The organism is Streptomyces sp. CLCI03, assembly GCF_053615355.1.
The window spans coordinates 1784622-1804587 of sequence record NZ_CM132132.1 but is presented as its reverse complement, the minus strand read 5'-3'; the positions used below and the strand labels follow the sequence as shown (position 1 = coordinate 1804587).

The window sequence follows — 19966 nt, the reverse complement described above, 5'->3', positions numbered from 1 at the left end:
CGACAGGAGCTGAAGCGCACGCTGGGCTCCTTCCAGGTGTTCGCGATCTCGTTCGCCTTCATCTCGGTGGCGGTCGGCGTCTTCGGGACCTACGACGAAGTGCTCCGCACCGCGGGGCCGGTGGGCATCTGGCTCTGGCTGAGATCGCCGCGGTGGGGCAGACCTTGGTGGCGCTGGTGGTCGCCCAGTTCGCTGCCCGCATTCCGCTCAGCGGCTCCTCCTACCAGTGGGCCTCCCGGTTGGCCAACACGAGAATCGGCTGGTGGTTCGGCTGGCTGACCTTCTGCTACCTGGCGATCGCCGTGCCGGCGATCGACAACGCGCTGGCGAGCCAGGCGTTCATGCCCCCCGTCGGCATCACCGAGAACGAGGACACCGCGCGCGTGATCACGTTGGTGGTGCTGATCGTCCAAGCCGTCGTCGCCATCGCCTCGACGCGTCCGGTCAGCTGGATCAACTCGGCGGCGGTGGGGCTGGAAGTGGCGCTCGTCGTGGTGGTGGCGATCGCCCTCTTCGTCGCCGTGGCCGTCACGGGGGACGGTTCGACGGGCAACCTCACCTCGCGCGGGGTCGCCGCGCACGCGCCCGACTACTTCGCGGTCGGCGGCGGGCTGATGCTGGCGATGATCATGGGTCTCGCCACCCTCGTGGGCTTCGACTCCGCGGCGAACCTGGCCGAGGAGGCCAAGGACCCCCACCGCAGCGTCCCGCGTGCGATCGTGGGGTCGGTCGTCGCCGCTGGAATCCTCGGCATGCTCTTCCTGATCGCGCTCACCGTCTCGTTCGAGGACGTCCCGCGGATCAGCGCCGACGGGTCGCCGGTCGCGGCGATCATGCGCGAGAACCTGGGCCCGGCCGCCGAGAAGGTGCTGCTGGTCGCGATCTCGTTCGCGTTCTTCGGCGCCGGGATCGTGGTGATGGTCTCCTGCTCGCGGCTCGTCTACGCGATGTCGCGCGACGCACGCTTCCCCGGGTACCGGGTGCTGCGGCGGGTGAACCCCCGTACGCAGACACCGGTCCCGGCGACCCTGCTGATCCTCGCGCTCGGGTTCGTCCTGATGGTGGCGCTGCCCGGTGCGGCGCTGCTGGAGCTGATCACGGCGTCGACGATCCTGCCGGCCCTCATCTACGGGGCCACGATCGTGCTCTACCTGGCCGTGCGCGGCCGCCTCGGCCGTCGGGAGGGCGCCTTCGACCTCGGACGCATGGAGCTGCCGGTCGCGCTCTGCGCGCTGGTCCGGACTCTGCTCGCGCTGTTCGTGCTCGTGACCCCGGGGGAGGCGCTGGTCCCCGTCGTGGTGGTGGGCGGCCTGCTCCTCCTGGGAGGGCTGTTCTTCCTCGGGATGCTGCTGTTCGACCGCGAGGCGCTGGACACCGAACCCGGCGCCGACATCGACTGGTAGGGGACCGGCCCGTCGCCCGTGCGATGCTGACCGCGCCTGATGAGGGGGAGACATGACCGAATTCGGATATCCGCGCGCCCGCGACCAGGTCCTCGCCGTCCGGAGCGAACTGGCCGACCAGGTCGTCCTGGCCCTGCGCACCGCCGGCCTGCCCGCTTTCCGCGAGGACGTCCCCGACGGCCCGGACGGGTCGGGTGCGGTGGTCATGATCGATGCCGACGCCGAGACGGGCTCGGCGGCTGTCTCCGTGGGATGGAGGTGCGGCCCCGGCGTGGCCGAGGCCGCCCTGGACGCCCTCGTCGCCGGAAGCCCCCGCGCCGCACCGGCCGCCCGCCGGCCCGGGGCGATCGCTCTCCACATGCAGGGTGCGCTGATCAGGCTTCTGCTGTCGGCGGGGTTCCTCGCGACGCCGGAACACGACCTCGTGAATCCGGACCTCGTCCTGGTGTTCGGCCGGACGTCCGACCTGCCGGCCGCACTGCGGCCCACGTTCGTGCCACCGGGAAGCCCGTAGCGGGCCGCTACGGCCGGGCGGCTACGACCGGGCCGACACGACAAAGCGCCGAGTCACGGGACCGTCCGTGACTCGGCGCTCTGGTTGTTACCGCCCGACGGTGCGAGGCTGGCGCGACAGGACGTTCGCACCGCCGGGCGGAGTGTGTGGGGAGGTGGGGTCCTCCGCGTGCAGGGGGCTCTGTGCGTAGCCCCTGTACGAAGAGGACGGGATTGGCTGGGACCGTGGCGGGCGGGCGACGAGAACTCCGGCGTCGTCTCCCTCAGGTCAAGAGACGGGCCTCGGAACCCATTACCACCGCACTGGCTCGCTCGCTCGCCACGGTCCTCGTCCTGCCCTCACCGTGTACCACCCCTCATCCGGGTCCACGGGTCGGGCTGAGCACCCGGGGCCTGACCTCCCGTCAGGCCCCCGGTACATCTGGGTGGCTCAGGCGTCGCGCAGGGCGCGGACGGCCTCCTCGACGCGCTTGCCGTAGTCGGCGTCGGCGGCGTGGAAGTGAGCCAGGTTCTTCTCGATGACGTCTTCGAGGGTGACCTGCGACAGGCCGCCGGCGATGTTCGCCACCAGACGCTGCTTCTCGGCCTCCGACATCAGGCGGTAGAGCTCACCGGCCTGGAAGAAGTCGTCGTCCTTGGTGTGGGCCGGGGCCTCGTGGGTGCCCGTGTAGCCGGAGACGGCCTTCGGGGCGCCCAGCGCCAGACCGGTCTCGGCCGGACCCTGGTACGAGTTGGGCTCGTAGTTCTTGTCGTGGCGCGAGCCGTTGCGCAGCGCCATGACACCGTCGCGGCCGTAGTTGTCGGCCTTCGTCGCCTTCGGGGCGTTGACCGGCAGCAGGGTGTGGTTCACACCGAGGCGGTAGCGCTGGGCGTCGGCGTACGCGAAGAGTCGGCCCTGGAGCATCTTGTCCGGCGAGGCGGTGATGCCCGGGACGAAGTTGTTCGGGGAGAAGGCGGACTGCTCGACCTCGGCGAAGACGTTGTCCGGGTTGCGGTCGAGGACCAGGCGGCCCACGCGCTGCAGCGGGTAGTCGCTGTGCGGCCACACCTTGGTGAGGTCGAACGGGTTGAAGCGGTAGTCCGCGGCCTCGGCGGCGGGCATGATCTGCACGTACAGGGTCCACGAGGGGTTCACACCGCGCTCGATGGCCTGCAGCAGGTCGGTCTGGTGCGAGTTCGCGTCCTTGCCGACGAGCTCGGCGGCCTGCTCGCCCGAGAGGCTGCGGATGCCCTGGTTCGTCTTGAAGTGGTACTTGACGAAGAAGGCCTCGCCCTGCTCGTTCGTCCACTGGTACGTGTGGGAGCCGTAGCCGTTCATGTGACGGTACGACGCCGGGATACCGCGGTCACCCATGAGCCAGGTGATCTGGTGCGTCGCCTCGGGGGCGTGCGCCCAGAAGTCCCAGACGTTGTCCGGCTCCTGCTTGCCCGTGAAGGGGTCGCGCTTCTGGGAGTGGATGAAGTCGGGGAACTTGATCGGGTCCTTGATGAAGAACACCGGGGTGTTGTTGCCGACGAGGTCGTAGTTACCCTCTTCGGTGTAGAACTTGAGGGCGAAGCCGCGCGGGTCGCGGACCGCGTCCGCGCCGCCGAGCGAGTCGGCGACGGTGGAGAAGCGCAGGAAGGTCTCGGTCTTCTTGCCGACCGTGTTCAGGAACGCGGCGCTGGTGTAAGCGGTGACGTCGTCGGTCACCTCGAAGTAGCCGTACGCGGCCGAGCCGCGGGCGTGCACCACGCGCTCCGGGATGCGCTCACGGTTGAAGCGGGCGAGCTTCTCCAGGAGCTGCTGGTCCTGGACCAGGAGCGGGCCACCGACGCCGGCGGTGGCGGAGTTCTGATTGTCGGCGACCGGGGCGCCGGACTCGGTCGTCAGCGTGCGCTTCGACATGGTGACCTTCCGTACGGGGTAACTGCTGACGGAAAGCGTCTTCCGTCATGCGGAACAGCCTAATTTCGGCACGAACTAAACGTCAACAGTTTGTTGAACGAAGTTGAAGTGTGAGTGGTGATCCGGACGGCGCCGGCACTTGGGCGCGACAGGACAGGTGTCAGCACCGACGCCATCCGGAAACTCAGGTCCCCTGCGAGAGGGGAGGTGCTCAGATCTGAGCGCCGGAGAGGCGCTCGACCGCACGGAGCAGGGCGGAGTGGTCCAGGCCGCCGTCACCCTGGGCGCGCAGCGAGGCGACCAGCTGGGCGACGACCGCGCCGACCGGGAGGGCCGCACCGACGTTGCGGGCGGCGTCCGTGACGATGCCCATGTCCTTGTGGTGCAGGTCGATCCGGAAACCGGGCTTGAAGTCGCGGTTCAGGAAGTTGTCCTTCTTGCGGGTCAGGACCGTGGAGCCGGCCAGACCGCCGTTGAGGACGTCCAGGGCGGCGGTGAGGTTCACGCCGGACTTCTCGAGGAAGACGACGGCCTCGGCGCACGCCTGGATGTTCACCGCGACGATGAGCTGGTTGGCGGCCTTCACCGTCTGGCCGGAGCCGTGCGGACCGCACAGGACGATGACCTTGCCGAGGGCTTCGAGGATCGGCAGGGCCGCGTCGAAGTCGGCCTGCTCGCCACCCACCATGATCGACAGGACGGCCTCGATGGCGCCGGCCTCGCCACCGGACACCGGGGCGTCGATGACGCGGATGCCCTTGGCGGCGGCGTTCTTCGCGAGGTCGATCGAGGTCTGCGGGGTGATCGACGACATGTCGATGATCAGCGCACCGGACTTCGCGTTCTCCAGGATGCCGTTCTCACCGTAGGAGATGGCCTCGACCTGCGGGGAGGCGGGCACCATCGTGATGATGACGTCGGCGTCCGCCACGGCCTCGGCGATCGAGCCGGCCGCGGAGCCACCGGCGGCGGCCAGACGGTCCAGCTTGTCCTGCTCCAGGGTGAAGCCGGTGACCGAGTAGCCGGCCTTCAGGAGGTTCTCGGCCATGGGGGAGCCCATGATTCCGAGGCCGATCCAGGCAATCTTGGGGAGGTTGCTCATGATGAGGGTCCTTCTCTTAATGCTTTGTACGAAAAGTGCGTGAAGTGCCTGGCTGATCGCCCGGACTTTGTCCGACTACTTCGCGGCGCGGGCCTCGGCCGGCAGCCATGCGAAGGAGGCGGCAGCGTCGGCGGCCTTGTACTCCAGGCCTACGTAGCCCTCGTATCCGGCCTTCTTCAGCTGGTCGAGCAGCTCCTCCAGGGGCAGCTCGCCGGTGCCGGGGGCACCGCGTCCCGGCTTGTCCGCGATCTGGACGTGCCCGGTCTTGGCGGCGTACTTTTCGATGACCTCGGAGAGGTCCTCATCGTTCATCGCCAGGTGGTACAGGTCGAGCAGGAACTTGGCGTTGCCGAGGCCGGTGGCCTCGTTCACCTTGTCCACGACCTCGATGCCGGCCGGCGCGCTCACCAGGGGGTAGAGCGGCGACTCGGGCTTGTTGAGGGTCTCGATCAGGAGGATCGCGCCGACGCGGTCCGCGGCCTGGGCCGCCACGACCAGGTTCTTCAGGGCGAGCTCGTCCTGAACGGCCGGCTCCACGCCTTCGACCCGGTTGCCGTAGAGGGCGTTCAGCGCCTTGCAGCCCACCGAGGCCGCGAAGTCCGCGGCGACGTTGATGTTGGCGTTGAAGCGCTCCGACTCCGCACCGGGTACCGAGACCGCACCGCGGTCCGGGCCCGGAAGCTGGCCGGCGTAGAAGTTCAGTCCCACCAGCTGGGTGCCGGCGTCCTCAAGAGCCTTCTTGAGGGCGTCGAGCTCCGACTGTGCGGGGGTGGGGGTCTCGATCCAGGGCCACCACAGCTCGACCGCCGTGAAGCCCGCCGCGGCGGCGGCCGCGGGGCGCTCCAGGAGCGGGAGTTCCGTGAAGAGGATCGACAGGTTCACATCGAAGCGCTGGTCCGTGTATCCCATGAGGGGTGTGCGCTCCTTCCGTATTGCGGAAGTTATTTTCTGTCTGATGGAAGATTGCATGGGGTTTCGCGTCGATGTCAAGTGCGGACTCCCGGAAAGTCCTCCCCGCCCGTCGCCCGACCGCCACCCCCCGAGGAGGTGCTGTCGCGCCACCCCTTCCCGCCCGGGTAGCTTGACGGCGTGCGATTGAGAGTGGAGTTCACGACCGAGCCCTTCGATCTGGAAGAGGCTCCTGCCCATGCCGTGGCGGCCCGCGAGGTCATCCAGAAGGCCCAGCTGGACGCGGTGGACGTCGGTCCGTTCGGCAACACCGCCGAGGGCGAGGCCGACCGGGTGCTGGCCGCCGTGGAGGCGCTGCTGCGCGACTCCCTGGAGGCCGGCGCCACGCGTGTCTCGCTCCAGGTCAATGTGATCGGGGAGGAGATGTCATGACCGAGCCCCGCGACCACCCCTTCGTCACCGCGGTCAAGCCGCTGGTGGACGCCATGGGCGGCGAGCTGATGGATCCGGCCCTGGCGCAGCCCGACGACGTCGTGCTGACCTGGGAGGGTCAGGACCTGCTGGCCGTGCGCCTGCCGCAGCTCTCCGACTCGCTGGATCACATCCTGGCGGCCCTGGAGCGCCGGTACGGCGTACCGTTGGCCCAGCTCGATCGGAAGTCCAAGCAGGACGTCGTGCGGATATTGGAGGCGCGGGGCGCCTTCTCCGTGCGGCACGGCGTGGAAACGGTCGCGGGCGCCCTGGGCGTCAGCCGCTTCACCGTCTACAACTATCTGAACCGGGATTCGAACGCCCCGAAGGGCGCCGGTAAGAGCAGCCAGGAGTGAAGGCAGGCTGACTCGCGGTGACGAGCCGCCGCCCGATTCACCCGGGCGGCGGCTTTTGTGTACGGGAAGTTTCAACAAAGTGTTGACGCCGTGTTGTCGAGGGCGTTAGCTATGCGCAGCCCGTCAAAGCAACAACAGGCCACGGAGGCCTACCGTGACTTCGAGTCCGACCCCGGGTCTCACCCGGTTCAACACCTTGGACGACAGCGCGGCCACGGCCGAGTTGCACGAGGTGTGCGCCAGTTCGGCGTGGGGGAGCAAGATGCTCGCCCAGCGCCCCTTCACCACCGCAGAGTCCCTGTTCGCCGCGAACGAAGCCGCCATGGCGGAGCTCACCGCGGACGACCTGGGCGAAGCGATGGGAGGCCACGCGCCGATCGGCCGGCCGAAGCCGGGGGACCCGACCTCCGCCCGCGAGCAGCGCGGCATGGCCGGCGCCTCGGAGGAGCTCAAGAACGAGCTCCTCGAACTGAACCTGGCCTACCAGGACAAGTTCGGCCACGTCTTCCTCATCTGTGCCACCGGTGCGACCGGTGAGTTCATGCGTGACGCGGTCAAGGTCCGGATCGACAACTCGCCGGAGCAGGAGCGGGAGATCGCCCGCAGCGAGCTCGTCAAGATCAACAAGATCCGCCTCACCCGTCTCGTCGAACGCGCAGAAGCAGAAGGAGCGTGACCATGAGCACCGAGACCACCGCGTCGGTGTCCACGCACATCCTGGACACCAGCATCGGCAAGCCCGCCGAGGGCGTCGCCATCTCCCTGTCGGCCCGTACGGGGCTCGACGGCGAGTGGGCGGCCCTGGGCGGCTCCGCCACCGATGCGGACGGGCGCTGCAAGGACCTGCCGGCGTTGCCGGAGGGCACCACTCACGTGCGTCTCGATTTCGAGACCGAGACGTACTTCTTCAAGAAGCAAGCCGAGGCGCAGCAGGACGCCCCCCGCGTAAGGGACAGCGGTGCGTTCTTCCCCGAGGTCACCATCACCTTCGCGGTGAACCCGGGCGAGCATTACCACGTACCGCTGCTGCTCAACCCGTTCGGCTACTCCGTTTACCGAGGGAGCTAGCATGGCCACGATTCTGGGCCAGAACCAGTACGGCAAAGCAGAGAACCGCGTCGTCAAGATCACGCGGGACGGCGACACGCACCACATCAAGGACCTGAACGTCTCGATCGCCCTCTCCGGCGACATGGACGACGTCCACTACTCCGGCTCGAACGCCAACTGCCTTCCGACGGACACCACCAAGAACACGGTGTACGCCTTCGCCAAGGAATACGGCATCGAGTCCGCCGAGCAGTTCGGCATCCACCTGGCGCGCTGGTTCGTCACCAGCCAGGAGCCGATCAAGCGCGCGCGCATCCGGATCGAGGAGTACGCCTGGGACCGGATCGCCACCTCGGACGCCAACTCCAAGTTCATCGGCTCCGACGAGGTGAACCACTCCTTCGTCCGTCAGGGCGCGGAGACCCGCGTCACCCAGATCACGTACGACGGCACGAACTGGGAGGTCATCTCCGGCCTCAAGGACCTCGTCGTCATGAACTCCACGAACTCCGAGTTCTGGGGTTACGTGAAGGACAAGTACACGACGCTGAAGGAGGCCTACGACCGCATCCTGGCCACCCAGGTATCGGCTCGCTGGCGCTTCAACTGGTCGGACGACGAGCAGCGGATGCCCAACTGGGAGAAGTCCTACGCCGAGGTCCGCAAGCACATGCTGCAGGCCTTCGCGGAGACCTACTCCCTGTCGCTGCAGCAGACCCTGTACCAAATGGGTTCGCGCATCATCAACCACCGTTCGGAGATCGACGAGGTCCGCTTCTCGCTCCCGAACAAGCACCACTTCCTCGTCGACCTGGAGCCCTTCGGCCTCAAGAACGACAACGAGGTGTACTTCGCCGCGGACCGTCCCTACGGTCTGATCGAGGCCACCGTTCTCCGGGACGGCGTCGACGCCCGCATTCCCGTGGACATGACCAACCTCTGACGCGGCACGCGCGCCCCGGGGCCCCGCAGTGGCCCCGGGACCGCGCGACACACCCCCACGCTTGCTGAATCGGCACCCGGACGTATCACACGGGGCGGCAGTACTGTCAGCTGTCAAGGCCCCCGGCTCCGGCACTCAAACCTCCTGGGTCCTGCCGTGCCCGCACCGCCACTGAAAGCACGAGGATGTCCCATGGCAGCATCGGCAGCCCATGACAGCGCGGTCGAGCGCATCGTCATCGAGAACTGTGCGATCGCGACCGTCGACGCCGACGACACCGAGTACGCCTCGGGCCACGTGGTCGTCGCCGGCAACAGGATCGAGTTCATCGGCGCGGGCAAGGCCCCCGAGAACCTCGACAATGTCGTTCGCCGTATCGACGGCACCGGGCACCTCGTGACCCCCGGTCTGGTCAACACCCACCACCACTTCTACCAGTGGATCACGCGTGGTCTGGCCACCGATCACAACCTCTTCAACTGGCTCGTCGCGCTGTACCCGACGTGGGCGCGCATCGACGAGCAGATGACGTACACGGCCGCGCAGGGCTCCCTCGCCGCGATGGCCAAGGGTGGTGTGACCACCGCGATGGACCACCACTACGTCTTCCCCAAGGGCTCCGGCGACCTGTCCGGCTCGATCATCCGCGCCGCGTCCGAGATGGGTGTCCGCTTCACCCTCGCCCGCGGCTCGATGGACCGCAGCGAGAAGGACGGCGGTCTGCCGCCGGACCACGCCGTCGAGACCCTCGAAGGCGCGCTCGCCGACACCGAGGCGACCGTCAAGAAGTTCCACGACGCCTCGTTCGACTCGATGACCCAGGTCGCCGTCGCCCCGTGCTCCCCCTTCTCGGTCTCCACCGAACTGCTGAAGCAGGGCGCCGAGCTGGCCCGCCGCCTCGGCGTACGCATGCACACGCACGGCAGCGAGACGGTCGAGGAGGAGAAGTTCTGCCACGAACTCTTCGGCATGGGCCCGACGGACTACTTCGAGTCGACCGGCTGGCTCGGCGAGGACGTGTGGATGGCGCACAGCGTCCACATGAACGACTCCGACATCGCCGCGTTCGCCCGTACCAGGACCGGTGTCGCGCACTGCCCGTCCTCCAACGCCCGTCTGGCCGCCGGCATCGCCCGCGTCCCGGACATGCTCGCCGCCGGTGTCCCGGTCGGCCTCGGCGTGGACGGCACCGCCTCCAACGAGTCCGGTGAGCTGCACACCGAGCTGCGCAACGCGCTGCTGATCAACCGCCTGAACCCGGTCCACCGCGAGCGCGCCCTGAACGCGCGCCAGGCCCTGCGCCTCGGTACCTACGGTGGCGCCCAGGTCCTCGGCCGCGCCGACAACATCGGTTCGCTGGAGGTCGGCAAGTGCGCCGACCTGGTGCTGTGGAACCTGAACACCTTCCTGCACTCCTCGATCGCCGACCCGGTCACCGCGCTGGTCTTCGGTGCGGCGGCCCCGGTCACCGCGTCGTTCGTGGGCGGCAAGCAGATCGTCGAGAACAACCGTCTCCTCTTCGCCGACGAGGACGCCATCGCGGTGTCCACGCGGGCAGAGGCCCAGCGCCTCGCGCGGATCTCCGCGCAGGGCTGATCCCACGGAGTCCGGCCGGGGGGGACGGCCCCCGGCCGGCGCCGCGGACCCGAGCGGGGTCCGTGGGCAGCCGTTCCCGGGTAGCGCCGGAGGAGAGATCCGAAGGCGCCCCGGGGGCGGTGACTCGTCACCATCCGACCCGCGGCGCGCGTATCGCGCCCTCGCCGCGGCACCTCCAGCTCACGATCCGGTCCGGCACGTGCCGGGGGTCCTGAGCCGCACCACAGCGCGGAACCGATGATCGGGCGACTCGTTTCCGCACCCCTTGGGACAAGTATTCGCACCACCACAACCGCATACAGGCTCGACTCGCACCCGCTTTCGCACCACCTCCAAGACACCACGTCCCTGCCGGCGTGTTCAACCGAACGGAGGAAGCCGTGGCCCAGGCGCCCAGGTTTCGCAAAGACGCAGTCGCAGTACCGGGGGAACCGGGGACACCGGGGATACCGGAGGAAAGGCATCCGGTCGATGAGACCCTGCCTCCACTGAAGATGTTCACGAGCGGCCTGCAGCACGTTGCCGCCATGTACGCGGGCGTCGTGGCCCCGCCGATGATCGTCGGCCCGGCCGTCGGACTCTCCGCGACCGAGACCGCCTTCCTGATGGGCGCCTCGCTCTTCACCGCAGGCCTCGCCACCCTTCTCCAGACCCTCGGATTCTGGAAGATCGGCGCCAAACTCCCCTTCGTCAACGGCGTTTCCTTCGCCGGAGTGACCCCGATGATCGCCATCGGCAAGGGGGAGGGGGAGAACGCCCTTCCGATCATCTTCGGCGCGATCATCGTCGCCGGGGTCGTCGGCTTCTTCGCCGCCCCCTACTTCGGCAAGCTCGTCCGCTTCTTCCCGCCGGTGGTGACGGGTACGGTCATCACCCTCATCGGCGTCTCGCTCCTGCCCGTCGCCTTCAACTGGTCGCAGGGCGGGAACAGCACCGCCACCGACTACGGCTCCATGCGCAACATCGGCATGGCCGCCGTCACCCTGGTGATCGTCCTGCTGATGCGCAAGTTCCTGCGCGGCTTCCTCCAGCAGATATCCATCCTGCTCGGCCTCGTCGCCGGCACCCTCATCGCCCTCCCGCTCGGCATGACCAGCTTCGACGCCGTCAAGAACGCCTCGGTGGTGGGCTTTCCGACGCCCTTCCACTTCGGCGCCCCGCAGTTCCAGGTCGCGGCCATCATCTCGATGTGCATCGTCATGTTGGTCTGCATGACCGAGTCCACCGCCGACATCCTGGCGCTGGGCAAGATCGTCGGCCGTCCGGCGGACGCGAAGACGATCGAGGGCGGTCTGCGCGCCGACACCCTCGGCAGCGCGATCAGCCCGCTGTTCAGCGGTTTCATGTGCAGCGCCTTCGCCCAGAACATCGGCCTGGTCGCCATGACCAAGGTGCGCAGCCGCTTCGTCGTCGCGGCGGGCGGCGGGATCCTGATCCTGCTGGGCCTGTGCCCGATGGCGGCCTCCGTCATCGGCGTGGTCCCGCTGCCGGTGCTCGGCGGCGCCGGCATCGTCCTCTTCGGGTCGGTCGCGGCCAGCGGCATCCAGACCCTGGCCGGGGCCGCCATGGAGAAGGGCGAGAACGCCCTGATCGTCGCCGCCTCCGTCGGCATCGGCCTGATCCCGATCGCCGCGCCGGAGTTCTACCACGCCTTCCCGAAGGACCTGCTGGTCGTCCTCGACTCCGGCATCAGCACCGGGTGCGTGGTGGCCATCCTGCTGAACCTGGCCTTCAACCACCTCGGCGCCAGGAAGGGCGCGGCCTCGGGGGCCGCGCCCGACCCGGTACCGGTGCACTGAGACCCGGACCCCGTCCGGGCGACACGGCGGCGCGTACGCCACCCACTGCGGGTGTGGCGTACGCGCCGCCGTGTCTGTGTCCGTACCCCGCTCAGCAGGTCGAGTGGAAGAGCCCGCCGACCCGCCCGCCCCGGGCCAGCCGGTTGTAGATCTCCACGGCCTCGGGCGTCGGCGCCACGTGCACCTCGACCCCGGCCGCCCGGAGCACCTCCAGTGTCTCCGGTACCACCCCGAGGCGGCTCTCCATGCCCTGGCCGAGTACCACCGCCGTCACCCCGAGGTCCAGGAGCTCACGCACCTCCTGCGGCTGGATGCCCGGATCGTGCCGCGTACCGTGCTCGGACCAGTCCCACGGGCGGCCACCGCCCGGATGCAGCCGCATGTCCTTGCCGGGCGCCAGCCCCTCGGCCTCGATCCGGCCCCACGACAGGTGCGTGACGCGCGGGGACCGGTCGGCGGACGGGGTGGGCGACGGGGGAGTCCACAGCATCAAGTTGCTCATCAGCTCGGCCTGTTCGATCGCGTCGTCCAGCGCGTGGTGCGTGTGGCGGCGCCGCGACAGCAGTTCGCGCGGCATCCGGCCCTTCACGGCGGCCCGCAGCGGCACCCGCGCCTTCGTCGCGTAGAGGGTCTTCATGTCCAGGCAGCCGGAGTGGCCGAAGGGGCTGTCCCCGCCGAACCGGATCAGATACCAGTACAGGAAGGTCCAGTCGTAGGACGCCGGGTAGCCGCACATCACCGGCTGCGCGCCCGCCGACACCTCCCGTACCCAGGCTCGGAACTCGGCCATGGCCACCGCCGGATCGGCGCCCTCCCGTACCAGGCGGTCACGGTCCAGCCCGCTCACGGCCAGCGCCTCGGGCACGAACTCCTCGCCGATCGGACGCAGTTCCCGGTAGAAGGTGAGCTGTTCGGGATCGGCGGCCGTATACGAAGCGCCGTCCTGGCGGCCCGCGACCGAAGCCCCGAAGCTGATCATCGAATACGGCCCGGGAATGGGTCCGTCGGCCTCGATGTCGACGGAGATGTAGAGACTGGGACGTGCGTCACGGGCTGCCATACGCCCGAGCATGTCAGCCGGCCACCCGATGATCACCCTCTTTTCCGGGGGCCGCGAGACGCGGAATCGCCGCCCGGCCGTCCGGGAGGGACCATGGGAAGCGGGGTGCCCCGGACCGAAGCCGGACCGAAGGAACAGCCATGTTCGCAAACAGCAGGGCATTCAGCGGATTCGCCGTCGACGACCTGGACAAGGCCAGGGAGTTCTACGGCACGACGCTCGGCCTGAACGTCTCGCGGGACGAGGAGATGGGCCTGCTCCGCCTGGACCTCGCGGGCGGCACCACGGTCATGGTCTACCCGAAGGAGGACCACCGCCCCGCGACGTACACGATCTTGAACTTCCCCGTGGACGATGTCGAACGGGCCGTCGACGAGCTCACCGCGCGCGGTGTCGCGTTCGAGCGCTACGAGGGCTTCGACGCGGACGCCAAAGGCATCGTGCACGGCGAGGACGGCATGCCCACCATCGCCTGGTTCAAGGACCCGGCGGGCAACATCCTCTCCGTGCTGACCGGCCCCGACACGCACTAGGGGTGGCTAGTACACGCGTGCGTCGGCGTGCTCGCGTACCGCGATCCTGGCCAGCTTCGTCAGCATCATGCCGTTGCGGATGGCGACGATGTAGTCCACGGGCAGTCCGTGCATCCGGGTGCCGGGTCCCCGCAGGGGGTGCCAGTCGAGGGTGAAGAGGGTGTTCTCGCCCCAGGGCGCCAGGTGCATGGCGATGCGGGCCGCCCCGAAGGGTTCCGCCCGCGCCTCCAGTTCCAGTCGGCGCTCCGGTTCGCACCTGCGGACCACGCACGTGTCGTCGAGGGTGAGGGGGCCGGCGCCGACCCGGACCTTCAGCCGGGCCCCCACCTGCGGCCAGTGCGGATCCGCGTCGAGGACCTCTTGGGTTCCCGTGACCCACTCGCCGTAGCGGTGGCCGTCGGCCAGCAGGCGCCAGACCTCGGACGGCGTGCTCAGGATCAGGCGGCGGTTCCGGGCCACGCCGATCACGCTCCTTCCGGATCCGGCGCGCCGCGTCGGGCCCGCGGTCCGTCGCCCTGTCCGTCACCCCAGACTCGCGCCGAAGGGCCGCTCGCGCAGTCCCACTGACCCGAACGGGCGCCCGGGTGGGCTCCACCGGGCGCCGCCTCGCCCGGTGGAGCCCGCACGTGGGGCCTCCCGGACCGTCTAGGAGGCCGGGGTCAGGAACATGCCCGTCTGGTCCCCGCCCGCGGTGTTCTTGCAGCTGAAGCCGGAGCTCGCCGGCTGAGCCACGACCAGGGCCAGGCAGCGCCCCGCGGCCAGCTGACCGAAGTAGTTCGGGTGCATGGACTCCTGGATCAGCCCCTGCGACTCGTTGTTGTCGATCCAACGCGCCCACTCGCTCGTCTTCGCCGAGGCCGCAGCCGTGGAGGTCACCTGCTTGCTCGCCTTCGCACAGACCTCGCGGCCCTGCATCATGTCCCGCAGGTCCAGGAACTGCACGCCCTTGGCCGCCGCGACGCCCTTGATCCGGTTCGCGATCTGCGGCACGAGCGAGTCCCGCGCCCAGTCGGAGTCCCGGTTCCAGAAGGGGCACCCGCCGGTGTTGAGCCGGCTCCAGTCGCTCTGCGTGTACCGGTTCTCCGCGCCGCGCGGGATCGGCGACGGGTAGGACTGCAGCACGATCCGGTACGAGGAGTCGGCGTACCCGGCCGCGCGCATCACGGCCCGGATCTCGTCCACGGACTTGCCGACCTTGCCCATGACCGCGTCGATCTTCTGGTCGACGCCGACCTGCTGGTCGTCGTAGCAGTACGAGTTCCACAGGACGAAGTCGAGCGCGCAGTCCGTGATGATGTCGGCGAAGCCGAGGTCGTTGCCGCCGATGGACAGGGCGATGACCTTGACGTCGTGGCTCGCGGCCACCGCGGCGAGCTGATCGGCCTGGGGGGCCTCGCCCTTGTAGGAGACGCCGCCGTTGGAGGAGCGGAACACGTTGTCCGAGACCGCCCCGGAGCACGCGAGGTTCACGGCGACGTCGGCGATCGCCCCGGCGCTGCGCACCTCGGCCGAGTCGGAGCGGTGGCATCCGCCCGCGGTGGTCCCGTAGACCCGGGCGGGGTCGTAGGTGCTGCCGCTGACCCAGCCGCGGTCGGTCCCGTTGCGACTGCCGCTGTTGGTCAGGCTGTTGCCCTTCCAGCGCCCGGCCTCGCCGGAGATGTAGCTGTCGCCCATGGAGACCACGGCGGTGGGGCCGGTCCCGGGGCTCGCGGCGGAGGTTCCGGCTCCGCCGGCCAGCAGTGCGCTGACGGCGAGCGGCACGACCATTCCGGCTCCGGCGAGTCGTCGCACCCGACTGCGGTCCCGGTCCTTGCTGACGTTGCGGAATCCGATCACTGCGGAACTCCTGCGTTCGGCCACGCCGAAGTCGGCGACGACTGCGTCGCGTGGCTGGGAAGTGGGGGTACCGCCGGCCGGTGGCATCGGAAAGGTGACACGGGCCCACTTGTTACCGCTAGGTACAAGCAAGTTACGAACGAGTAACGACCGACCGGTCGTTCGGGAGCTGATTCCTCCTGTTGTGGAACGCAAACGGCTCCGCCCCCGCGCCGTGAGGCGACGGGGGCGGAGCCGGCAGGCTTCGACCGCTGTGCGTTTCAGCCGAATCCGGGGATCAGCCGACCAGCTGGTCGTACGCGGGGAGGGTGAGGAAGTCCGCGTAGTCCGCGTCCAGGGAGACCTGGAGGAGGAGGTCGTGGGCCTGCTTCCACTTGCCGGCCGTGAAGGCTTCCTCGCCGACCTCGGCGCGGATCGCGGCCAGTTCCTCGGCGGCGATCTTGCGGGTCAGTTCGGCCGTGGCCGTCTCGCCGTTCTCGAAGACGACCCCCGCGTTGATCCACTGCCAGATCTGCGAGCGCGAGATCTCGGCGGTGGCCGCGTCCTCCATCAGGCCGAAGATGCCGACGGCCCCCAGGCCGCGCAGCCAGGCCTCGATGTAACGGATGCCGACCTGGACCGCGTTGCGCAGGCCCTCGTACGTCGGCCGCGCGTCCAGGGAGTCGATCGCGATGAGCTCGCCCGGGGCCACCGAGACGTCCTCGCGCAGTCGGTCCTTCTGGTTCGGCTTCTCGCCGAGCACCGCGTCGAAGGAGGCCATCGCGATCGGGACCAGGTCGGGGTGGGCGACCCAGGAGCCGTCGAAGCCGTCGCCGGCCTCGCGGTCCTTGTCGGCCTTGACCTTCTCGAACGCGACCTTGTTGACCTCGGCGTCCTTGCGGGACGGGATGAAGGCCGCCATGCCGCCGATGGCGTGCGCGCCGCGCTTGTGGCAGGTGCGGACCAGCAGTTCGGTGTACGCCCGCATGAACGGGGCGGTCATCGTCACCGCGTTGCGGTCCGGCAGGACGAACTTCTCGCCGCCGTCACGGAAGTTCTTGACGATGGAGAAGAGGTAGTCCCAGCGGCCCGCGTTCAGGCCCGCCGCGTGGTCGCGCAGCTCGTAGAGGATCTCCTCCATCTCGTACGCGGCGGTGATCGTCTCGATCAGGACGGTCGCGCGGACGGTGCCCTGGGGGATGCCGACGTAGTCCTGGGCGAAGACGAAGATCTCGTTCCAGAGGCGGGCCTCCAGGTGCGACTCCGTCTTCGGCAGGTAGAAGTACGGGCCCTTGCCGAGGTCGATCAGGCGCTTCGCGTTGTGGAAGAAGTACAGGCCGAAGTCCACGAGCGAGCCGGAGGCCGGGCCGCCCTCGAACCGCAGGTGACGCTCCTCCAGGTGCCAGCCGCGCGGCCGCATGACGACGGTGGCGAGCTGGTCGGCGGGCTTCAGCGCGTACGCCTTGCCGGTGCGCGGGTCGGTGAAGTCGATGCGGCGCTCGTAGGCGTCGATCAGGTTGAGCTGGCCGAGGACGACGTTCTCCCAGGTGGGAGCGGAGGCGTCCTCGAAGTCGGCGAGCCAGACCTTGGCGCCCGAGTTCAGGGCGTTGATGGTCATCTTGCGGTCCGTCGGACCGGTGATCTCCACACGACGGTCGTTCAGCGCGGCCGGGGCCGGCGCCACCTTCCAGTCGCCCTCGCGGACCTGTGCGGTGTCCGGGAGGAAGTCGAGGGTGGAGGTCCGGGCGATCTCGGCACGGCGCTCACCGCGACGGGCGAGGAGCTCGGCACGGCGCGGGGCGAACCGCCGGTGGAGCTCGGCCACGAAGACGAGGGCCGCTTCGGTGAGGACTTCGTCCTGCCGGGGCAGGGGCTCGGCGTCGACGATGGCCAGCGGGGACGGCGCTGGTGCGGACATAACTGTCACTCCTTCAGCGGCGGTGCCTGGCGGCCGCGGGGAATGCTCGCGCGAGACGGCACGCAGTGCCGTCGGGTGTGGAGAGTTCCGAACTACGGTCGCGGGCGCCGTCTGTGGGTTCAGGGCGCTTCTGACCAGTGGATAGTAATTTCCTCATGGTGGAAGTTCAATGGTTTGTTGATGTCGAGATTCTCTGAGTCGACAGATTCCACTTGCCGGTGGCCCTCAGTGCCACTGTCGTCACGCGGTGCTCAGAGGAGTCGTGCCAGGTCGGGCGGCGTATCGATGTCGAAGGCCTCCGCGACGTCGGAGCACTCCACCAGCACGAGCTCTCCGGCGTGGCGCGCCAGATGGACCCGGGCCCCCTGGTCGCCCGTCGCCGTCGCCGCGATGTCCGCCCAGCGCTCCGCGCCGAACAGCACGGGATGCCCACGCTCCCCGTCGTACGCCGCCGCCACCAGACTCGTGGGGGAGCGGTACGCCGCCAGCACCCGGGCCACGGCCGCCCGGCCGATCCCCGGCTGGTCCACCAGCGAGACCAGGGCCGCGCCGGCGCCCGTAGCGGCCAGGGAGGTGAGGCCGACCCGCAGGGACGAACCCATCCCCCGCGCCCAGTCCGGGTTGTCCACGACCACGCAGCCGGCCAGGTCCGCGCGCTCGCGGACCTCGGCCGCCGAGGCGCCGAGCACCACGTGCACCGGGTCGCAGCCCGCCTCGCGCAGGACCCGTACGGCGTTCTCGACCAGCGGACGGCCGCGATAGGGGAGCAGCGCCTTGGGTCGCCCACCGAGCCGACGGCCGCCGCCCGCCGCCAGGAGCAGGCCCGCGATCACGGGGGAGCCCGGGATCACGGGCGGATCGGAGTGTGTGTGGGATGACATGCCACCGATTCTCGCCCCTGCGTGCGCGCGGGTGACCGCCGCGCCAGGGTGCGCCGTACGGAGGCCAGTGCGGCCCCGATCCGCAGCGGACGGGCGATCCGGTTCTCGGCGGCGGCCAGCAGCGCGCGTTCGTCACGGTCGGTCAGCATCTCGCCATCTCCTTGCCAATCGAGGGCCAATACGGCGAGTCTGGTCCTCGATTGGCCTGGCCGTCAGAGCCAATCAGGGGAGGTTGGCATGGCAAACGGGCGAGTGGTCCAGACAGCGGACAGAACCATCGGCAGCCGCCAGCTCGCGGCCCTGCTGCCCGCCGACGTCCTGGCCCGCCCCGGCTACCGGGCGCTCGCCGACGCCGTCCGCACGCTGATCCTCGACGGCCGCATCGCACTGCACGTACGGCTGCCCGCCGAACGCGAGCTCGCCGAGGCGGTCGGCGCCAGTCGGGCCACCGTCACCGGCGCCTACGACCTGCTGCGCGAGAGCGGCTACGTCCGCAGCCGACGCGGCTCCGGCACCTGGACCGAGCTCCCGGACGGCCACCGCCCCGTCGGCGCCCACGCCCTCCTCGGCGCCGGCGGCTACAGCGCCGACGGCGACCCCGGCGTCGACCTCGCCATCGCCGCGATGGGCGCCCCGCAGGACAGCCTCGCCGCCGCCTTCGCCTGGGCGGCGCCCCGGCTGCCCGGGCTCGCCCGGGACCCCGGCTACCACCCCTTCGGCCTGCCCGACCTCCGCACCGCCGTCGCCGACCGCTTCACCCGGCGCGGGCTCCCCACACGCCCCGAGCAGATCCTGGTGACGGCCGGCGCCCAACAGGCCTTCTCGCTGGTCGTCAGCCTGCTCTGCCGACCCGGGGACCGGGTCGTCACCGAGAACCCGACCTACGCCAACGCCCTCGACGCCCTGCGCCACGCACGGCTGCGCACCGGATCCATCGCCGTCTCCGACGCGGGCTGGGACCTGGAGATAGCCGAGTCCACCCTGCGCCAGACCGTGCCCAGGCTGGCGTACGTGATCCCCGATTTCCACAACCCGACGGGCGCGCTCATGCCCCCGGAGCAGCGGCTGCGCCTGCTCGCGGCGACCCGTGCCACCGGGGCCTGGCTGGTCGTCGACGAGACGATCGCCGACATCGCGCTGGACGTGCCCGCCCCCGCGCCGCTGGCCTCCCTCGCCCCGCGCGGCGGCGCGGACCACGTGATCACCATCGGCTCGCTCAGCAAGACGCACTGGGGCGGGCTGCGGGTGGGGTGGATCCGGGCCTCCGCGAAGATGATCACGGAGCTGACGGCCGTGCGGGTCTCCGCCGACATGACCGGCTCCGTGCTCGACCAGCTGGTCGCGCTCCCGCTGCTGGACACCATGGACCGGGACCTGCCCGACCGGCTGGCGCAGCTCCGGAGCCGGCGCGAGGCCCTCGTGCGGGCGCTCCAGCGGTACACCCCGGAATGGTCCTGGCAGGTCCCACCGGGCGGCCTCTCGCTCTGGGTCGACCTGGGCGAGCCGGTCAGCTCAGCCCTGTCCGAGCGGGCCGCCGCGGCCGGGGTCCACATCGGCCGCGGCGCCCGCTTCGGAGTGGACCCGGGCACCTTCGAACACCGGCTCCGGATCCCGTACACGCTCCCCGCCGACCGGCTCGACGAGGGCGTCCGCCGCCTCGCGAGCGCCTTCCACGAGGGCGTGCCGCTGACCCCGGCGGTGGAGCGGCCGCACTGGGTGGCGTAGCCCC

The 19966-nt window shown here is 69.7% G+C and carries 20 protein-coding genes; 11 read left to right on the top strand and 9 right to left on the bottom strand.

What is annotated here, in order from left to right; all coding sequences use genetic code 11:
* The first annotated feature begins 152 nt into the window (after window positions 1-152).
* The gene (locus ACWG52_RS08260) at window positions 153-1403 is read left to right on the top strand and encodes an APC family permease (RefSeq protein WP_389814114.1); all 1251 of its coding nucleotides are present in this window, start codon (window positions 153-155) and stop codon (window positions 1401-1403) included.
* 52 nt (window positions 1404-1455) lie between these two features.
* Entirely contained in the window at window positions 1456-1917 is a 462-nt protein-coding gene (locus ACWG52_RS08255; protein ID WP_389814117.1) for a hypothetical protein, read from the top strand.
* Between the two features lie 429 nt (window positions 1918-2346).
* Here ACWG52_RS08255 and ACWG52_RS08250 read toward each other — a convergent pair whose 3' ends face one another.
* The 3 genes from ACWG52_RS08250 to ACWG52_RS08240 form a co-directional block, all read right to left on the bottom strand.
* Window positions 2347-3804 (bottom strand): catalase, encoded by a 1458-nt coding sequence (locus ACWG52_RS08250; RefSeq protein WP_030390353.1) that lies wholly within the window; start codon window positions 3802-3804, stop codon window positions 2347-2349.
* A gap of 211 nt (window positions 3805-4015) precedes the next feature.
* Window positions 4016-4906: a 2-hydroxy-3-oxopropionate reductase gene (locus ACWG52_RS08245; RefSeq protein ID WP_389814121.1), complete on the bottom strand. Its 891-nt coding sequence runs from the start codon at window positions 4904-4906 to the stop codon at window positions 4016-4018.
* 75 nt (window positions 4907-4981) lie between these two features.
* Window positions 4982-5815 (bottom strand): TIM barrel protein, encoded by an 834-nt coding sequence (locus ACWG52_RS08240; protein WP_030765360.1) that lies wholly within the window; start codon window positions 5813-5815, stop codon window positions 4982-4984.
* 180 nt (window positions 5816-5995) lie between these two features.
* On the opposite strand from ACWG52_RS08240, the gene ACWG52_RS08235 reads away from it, so the two are divergent.
* The 7 genes from ACWG52_RS08235 (at window position 5996) to ACWG52_RS08205 (ending at window position 12030) form a co-directional block, all read left to right on the top strand.
* A complete protein-coding gene (locus ACWG52_RS08235) occupies window positions 5996-6247 on the top strand; it encodes a thiamine-binding protein (protein ID WP_078851107.1) in 252 nt (83 codons plus the stop codon).
* On the top strand, window positions 6244-6642 hold the full coding sequence (locus ACWG52_RS08230) for a helix-turn-helix domain-containing protein (RefSeq protein WP_030008878.1): 399 nt from the start codon (window positions 6244-6246) through the stop codon (window positions 6640-6642). Before ACWG52_RS08235 ends, ACWG52_RS08230 begins: the two co-directional genes overlap by 4 nt.
* A 154-nt stretch (window positions 6643-6796) precedes the next feature.
* The gene (gene uraD / locus ACWG52_RS08225; RefSeq protein ID WP_453128320.1) at window positions 6797-7318 is read left to right on the top strand and encodes a 2-oxo-4-hydroxy-4-carboxy-5-ureidoimidazoline decarboxylase; all 522 of its coding nucleotides are present in this window, start codon (window positions 6797-6799) and stop codon (window positions 7316-7318) included.
* Window positions 7319-7320: 2 nt separating this feature from the next.
* Window positions 7321-7710, top strand: a complete 390-nt coding sequence (uraH, locus tag ACWG52_RS08220; protein ID WP_033218114.1) for a hydroxyisourate hydrolase — start codon at window positions 7321-7323, stop codon at window positions 7708-7710.
* Between the two features lies 1 nt (window position 7711).
* A complete protein-coding gene (gene pucL, locus ACWG52_RS08215) occupies window positions 7712-8635 on the top strand; it encodes a factor-independent urate hydroxylase (protein ID WP_033218115.1) in 924 nt (307 codons plus the stop codon).
* 192 nt (window positions 8636-8827) lie between these two features.
* Window positions 8828-10231 carry an 8-oxoguanine deaminase gene (locus ACWG52_RS08210; protein WP_390136966.1) on the top strand — a complete coding sequence of 468 codons (1404 nt, stop codon included), beginning with the start codon at window positions 8828-8830 and terminating at the stop codon, window positions 10229-10231.
* Window positions 10232-10611: 380 nt separating this feature from the next.
* Window positions 10612-12030, top strand: a complete 1419-nt coding sequence (locus tag ACWG52_RS08205) for a nucleobase:cation symporter-2 family protein (protein ID WP_390137174.1) — start codon at window positions 10612-10614, stop codon at window positions 12028-12030.
* A 91-nt stretch (window positions 12031-12121) separates the two neighbouring features.
* Here ACWG52_RS08205 and ACWG52_RS08200 read toward each other — a convergent pair whose 3' ends face one another.
* A complete protein-coding gene (locus tag ACWG52_RS08200; RefSeq protein ID WP_389814132.1) occupies window positions 12122-13090 on the bottom strand; it encodes an MTH938/NDUFAF3 family protein in 969 nt (322 codons plus the stop codon).
* Window positions 13091-13230: 140 nt separating this feature from the next.
* Here ACWG52_RS08200 and ACWG52_RS08195 point away from each other — a divergent pair, with 140 nt between their 5' ends.
* On the top strand, window positions 13231-13623 hold the full coding sequence (locus tag ACWG52_RS08195; protein ID WP_389814135.1) for a VOC family protein: 393 nt from the start codon (window positions 13231-13233) through the stop codon (window positions 13621-13623).
* 6 nt (window positions 13624-13629) lie between these two features.
* Here the strand turns inward: ACWG52_RS08195 and ACWG52_RS08190 are convergent, their stop codons facing one another.
* The 5 genes from ACWG52_RS08190 to ACWG52_RS08170 all read right to left on the bottom strand — a co-directional run bounded on the left by ACWG52_RS08190 (window position 13630) and on the right by ACWG52_RS08170 (window position 18386).
* A complete protein-coding gene (locus ACWG52_RS08190) occupies window positions 13630-14082 on the bottom strand; it encodes an SRPBCC family protein (RefSeq protein ID WP_453128316.1) in 453 nt (150 codons plus the stop codon).
* Between the two features lie 186 nt (window positions 14083-14268).
* Window positions 14269-15390: a GDSL-type esterase/lipase family protein gene (locus ACWG52_RS08185; RefSeq protein ID WP_389814248.1), complete on the bottom strand. Its 1122-nt coding sequence runs from the start codon at window positions 15388-15390 to the stop codon at window positions 14269-14271.
* Between the two features lie 346 nt (window positions 15391-15736).
* A complete protein-coding gene (aceB, locus tag ACWG52_RS08180) occupies window positions 15737-17356 on the bottom strand; it encodes a malate synthase A (RefSeq protein ID WP_389814139.1) in 1620 nt (539 codons plus the stop codon).
* 251 nt (window positions 17357-17607) lie between these two features.
* Window positions 17608-18237 carry a nucleotidyltransferase family protein gene (locus ACWG52_RS08175; protein ID WP_389814142.1) on the bottom strand — a complete coding sequence of 210 codons (630 nt, stop codon included), beginning with the start codon at window positions 18235-18237 and terminating at the stop codon, window positions 17608-17610.
* Window positions 18204-18386, bottom strand: coding sequence for a hypothetical protein (locus ACWG52_RS08170; RefSeq protein ID WP_161295895.1), 183 nt, complete (start codon window positions 18384-18386; stop codon window positions 18204-18206). The genes ACWG52_RS08175 and ACWG52_RS08170 overlap by 34 nt, the downstream gene beginning before the upstream one ends.
* An 88-nt stretch (window positions 18387-18474) precedes the next feature.
* On the opposite strand from ACWG52_RS08170, the gene yczR reads away from it, so the two are divergent.
* Window positions 18475-19962: a MocR-like transcription factor YczR gene (yczR, locus tag ACWG52_RS08165; RefSeq protein ID WP_390136959.1), complete on the top strand. Its 1488-nt coding sequence runs from the start codon at window positions 18475-18477 to the stop codon at window positions 19960-19962.
* The last annotated feature ends 4 nt before the right edge of the window (window positions 19963-19966 follow it).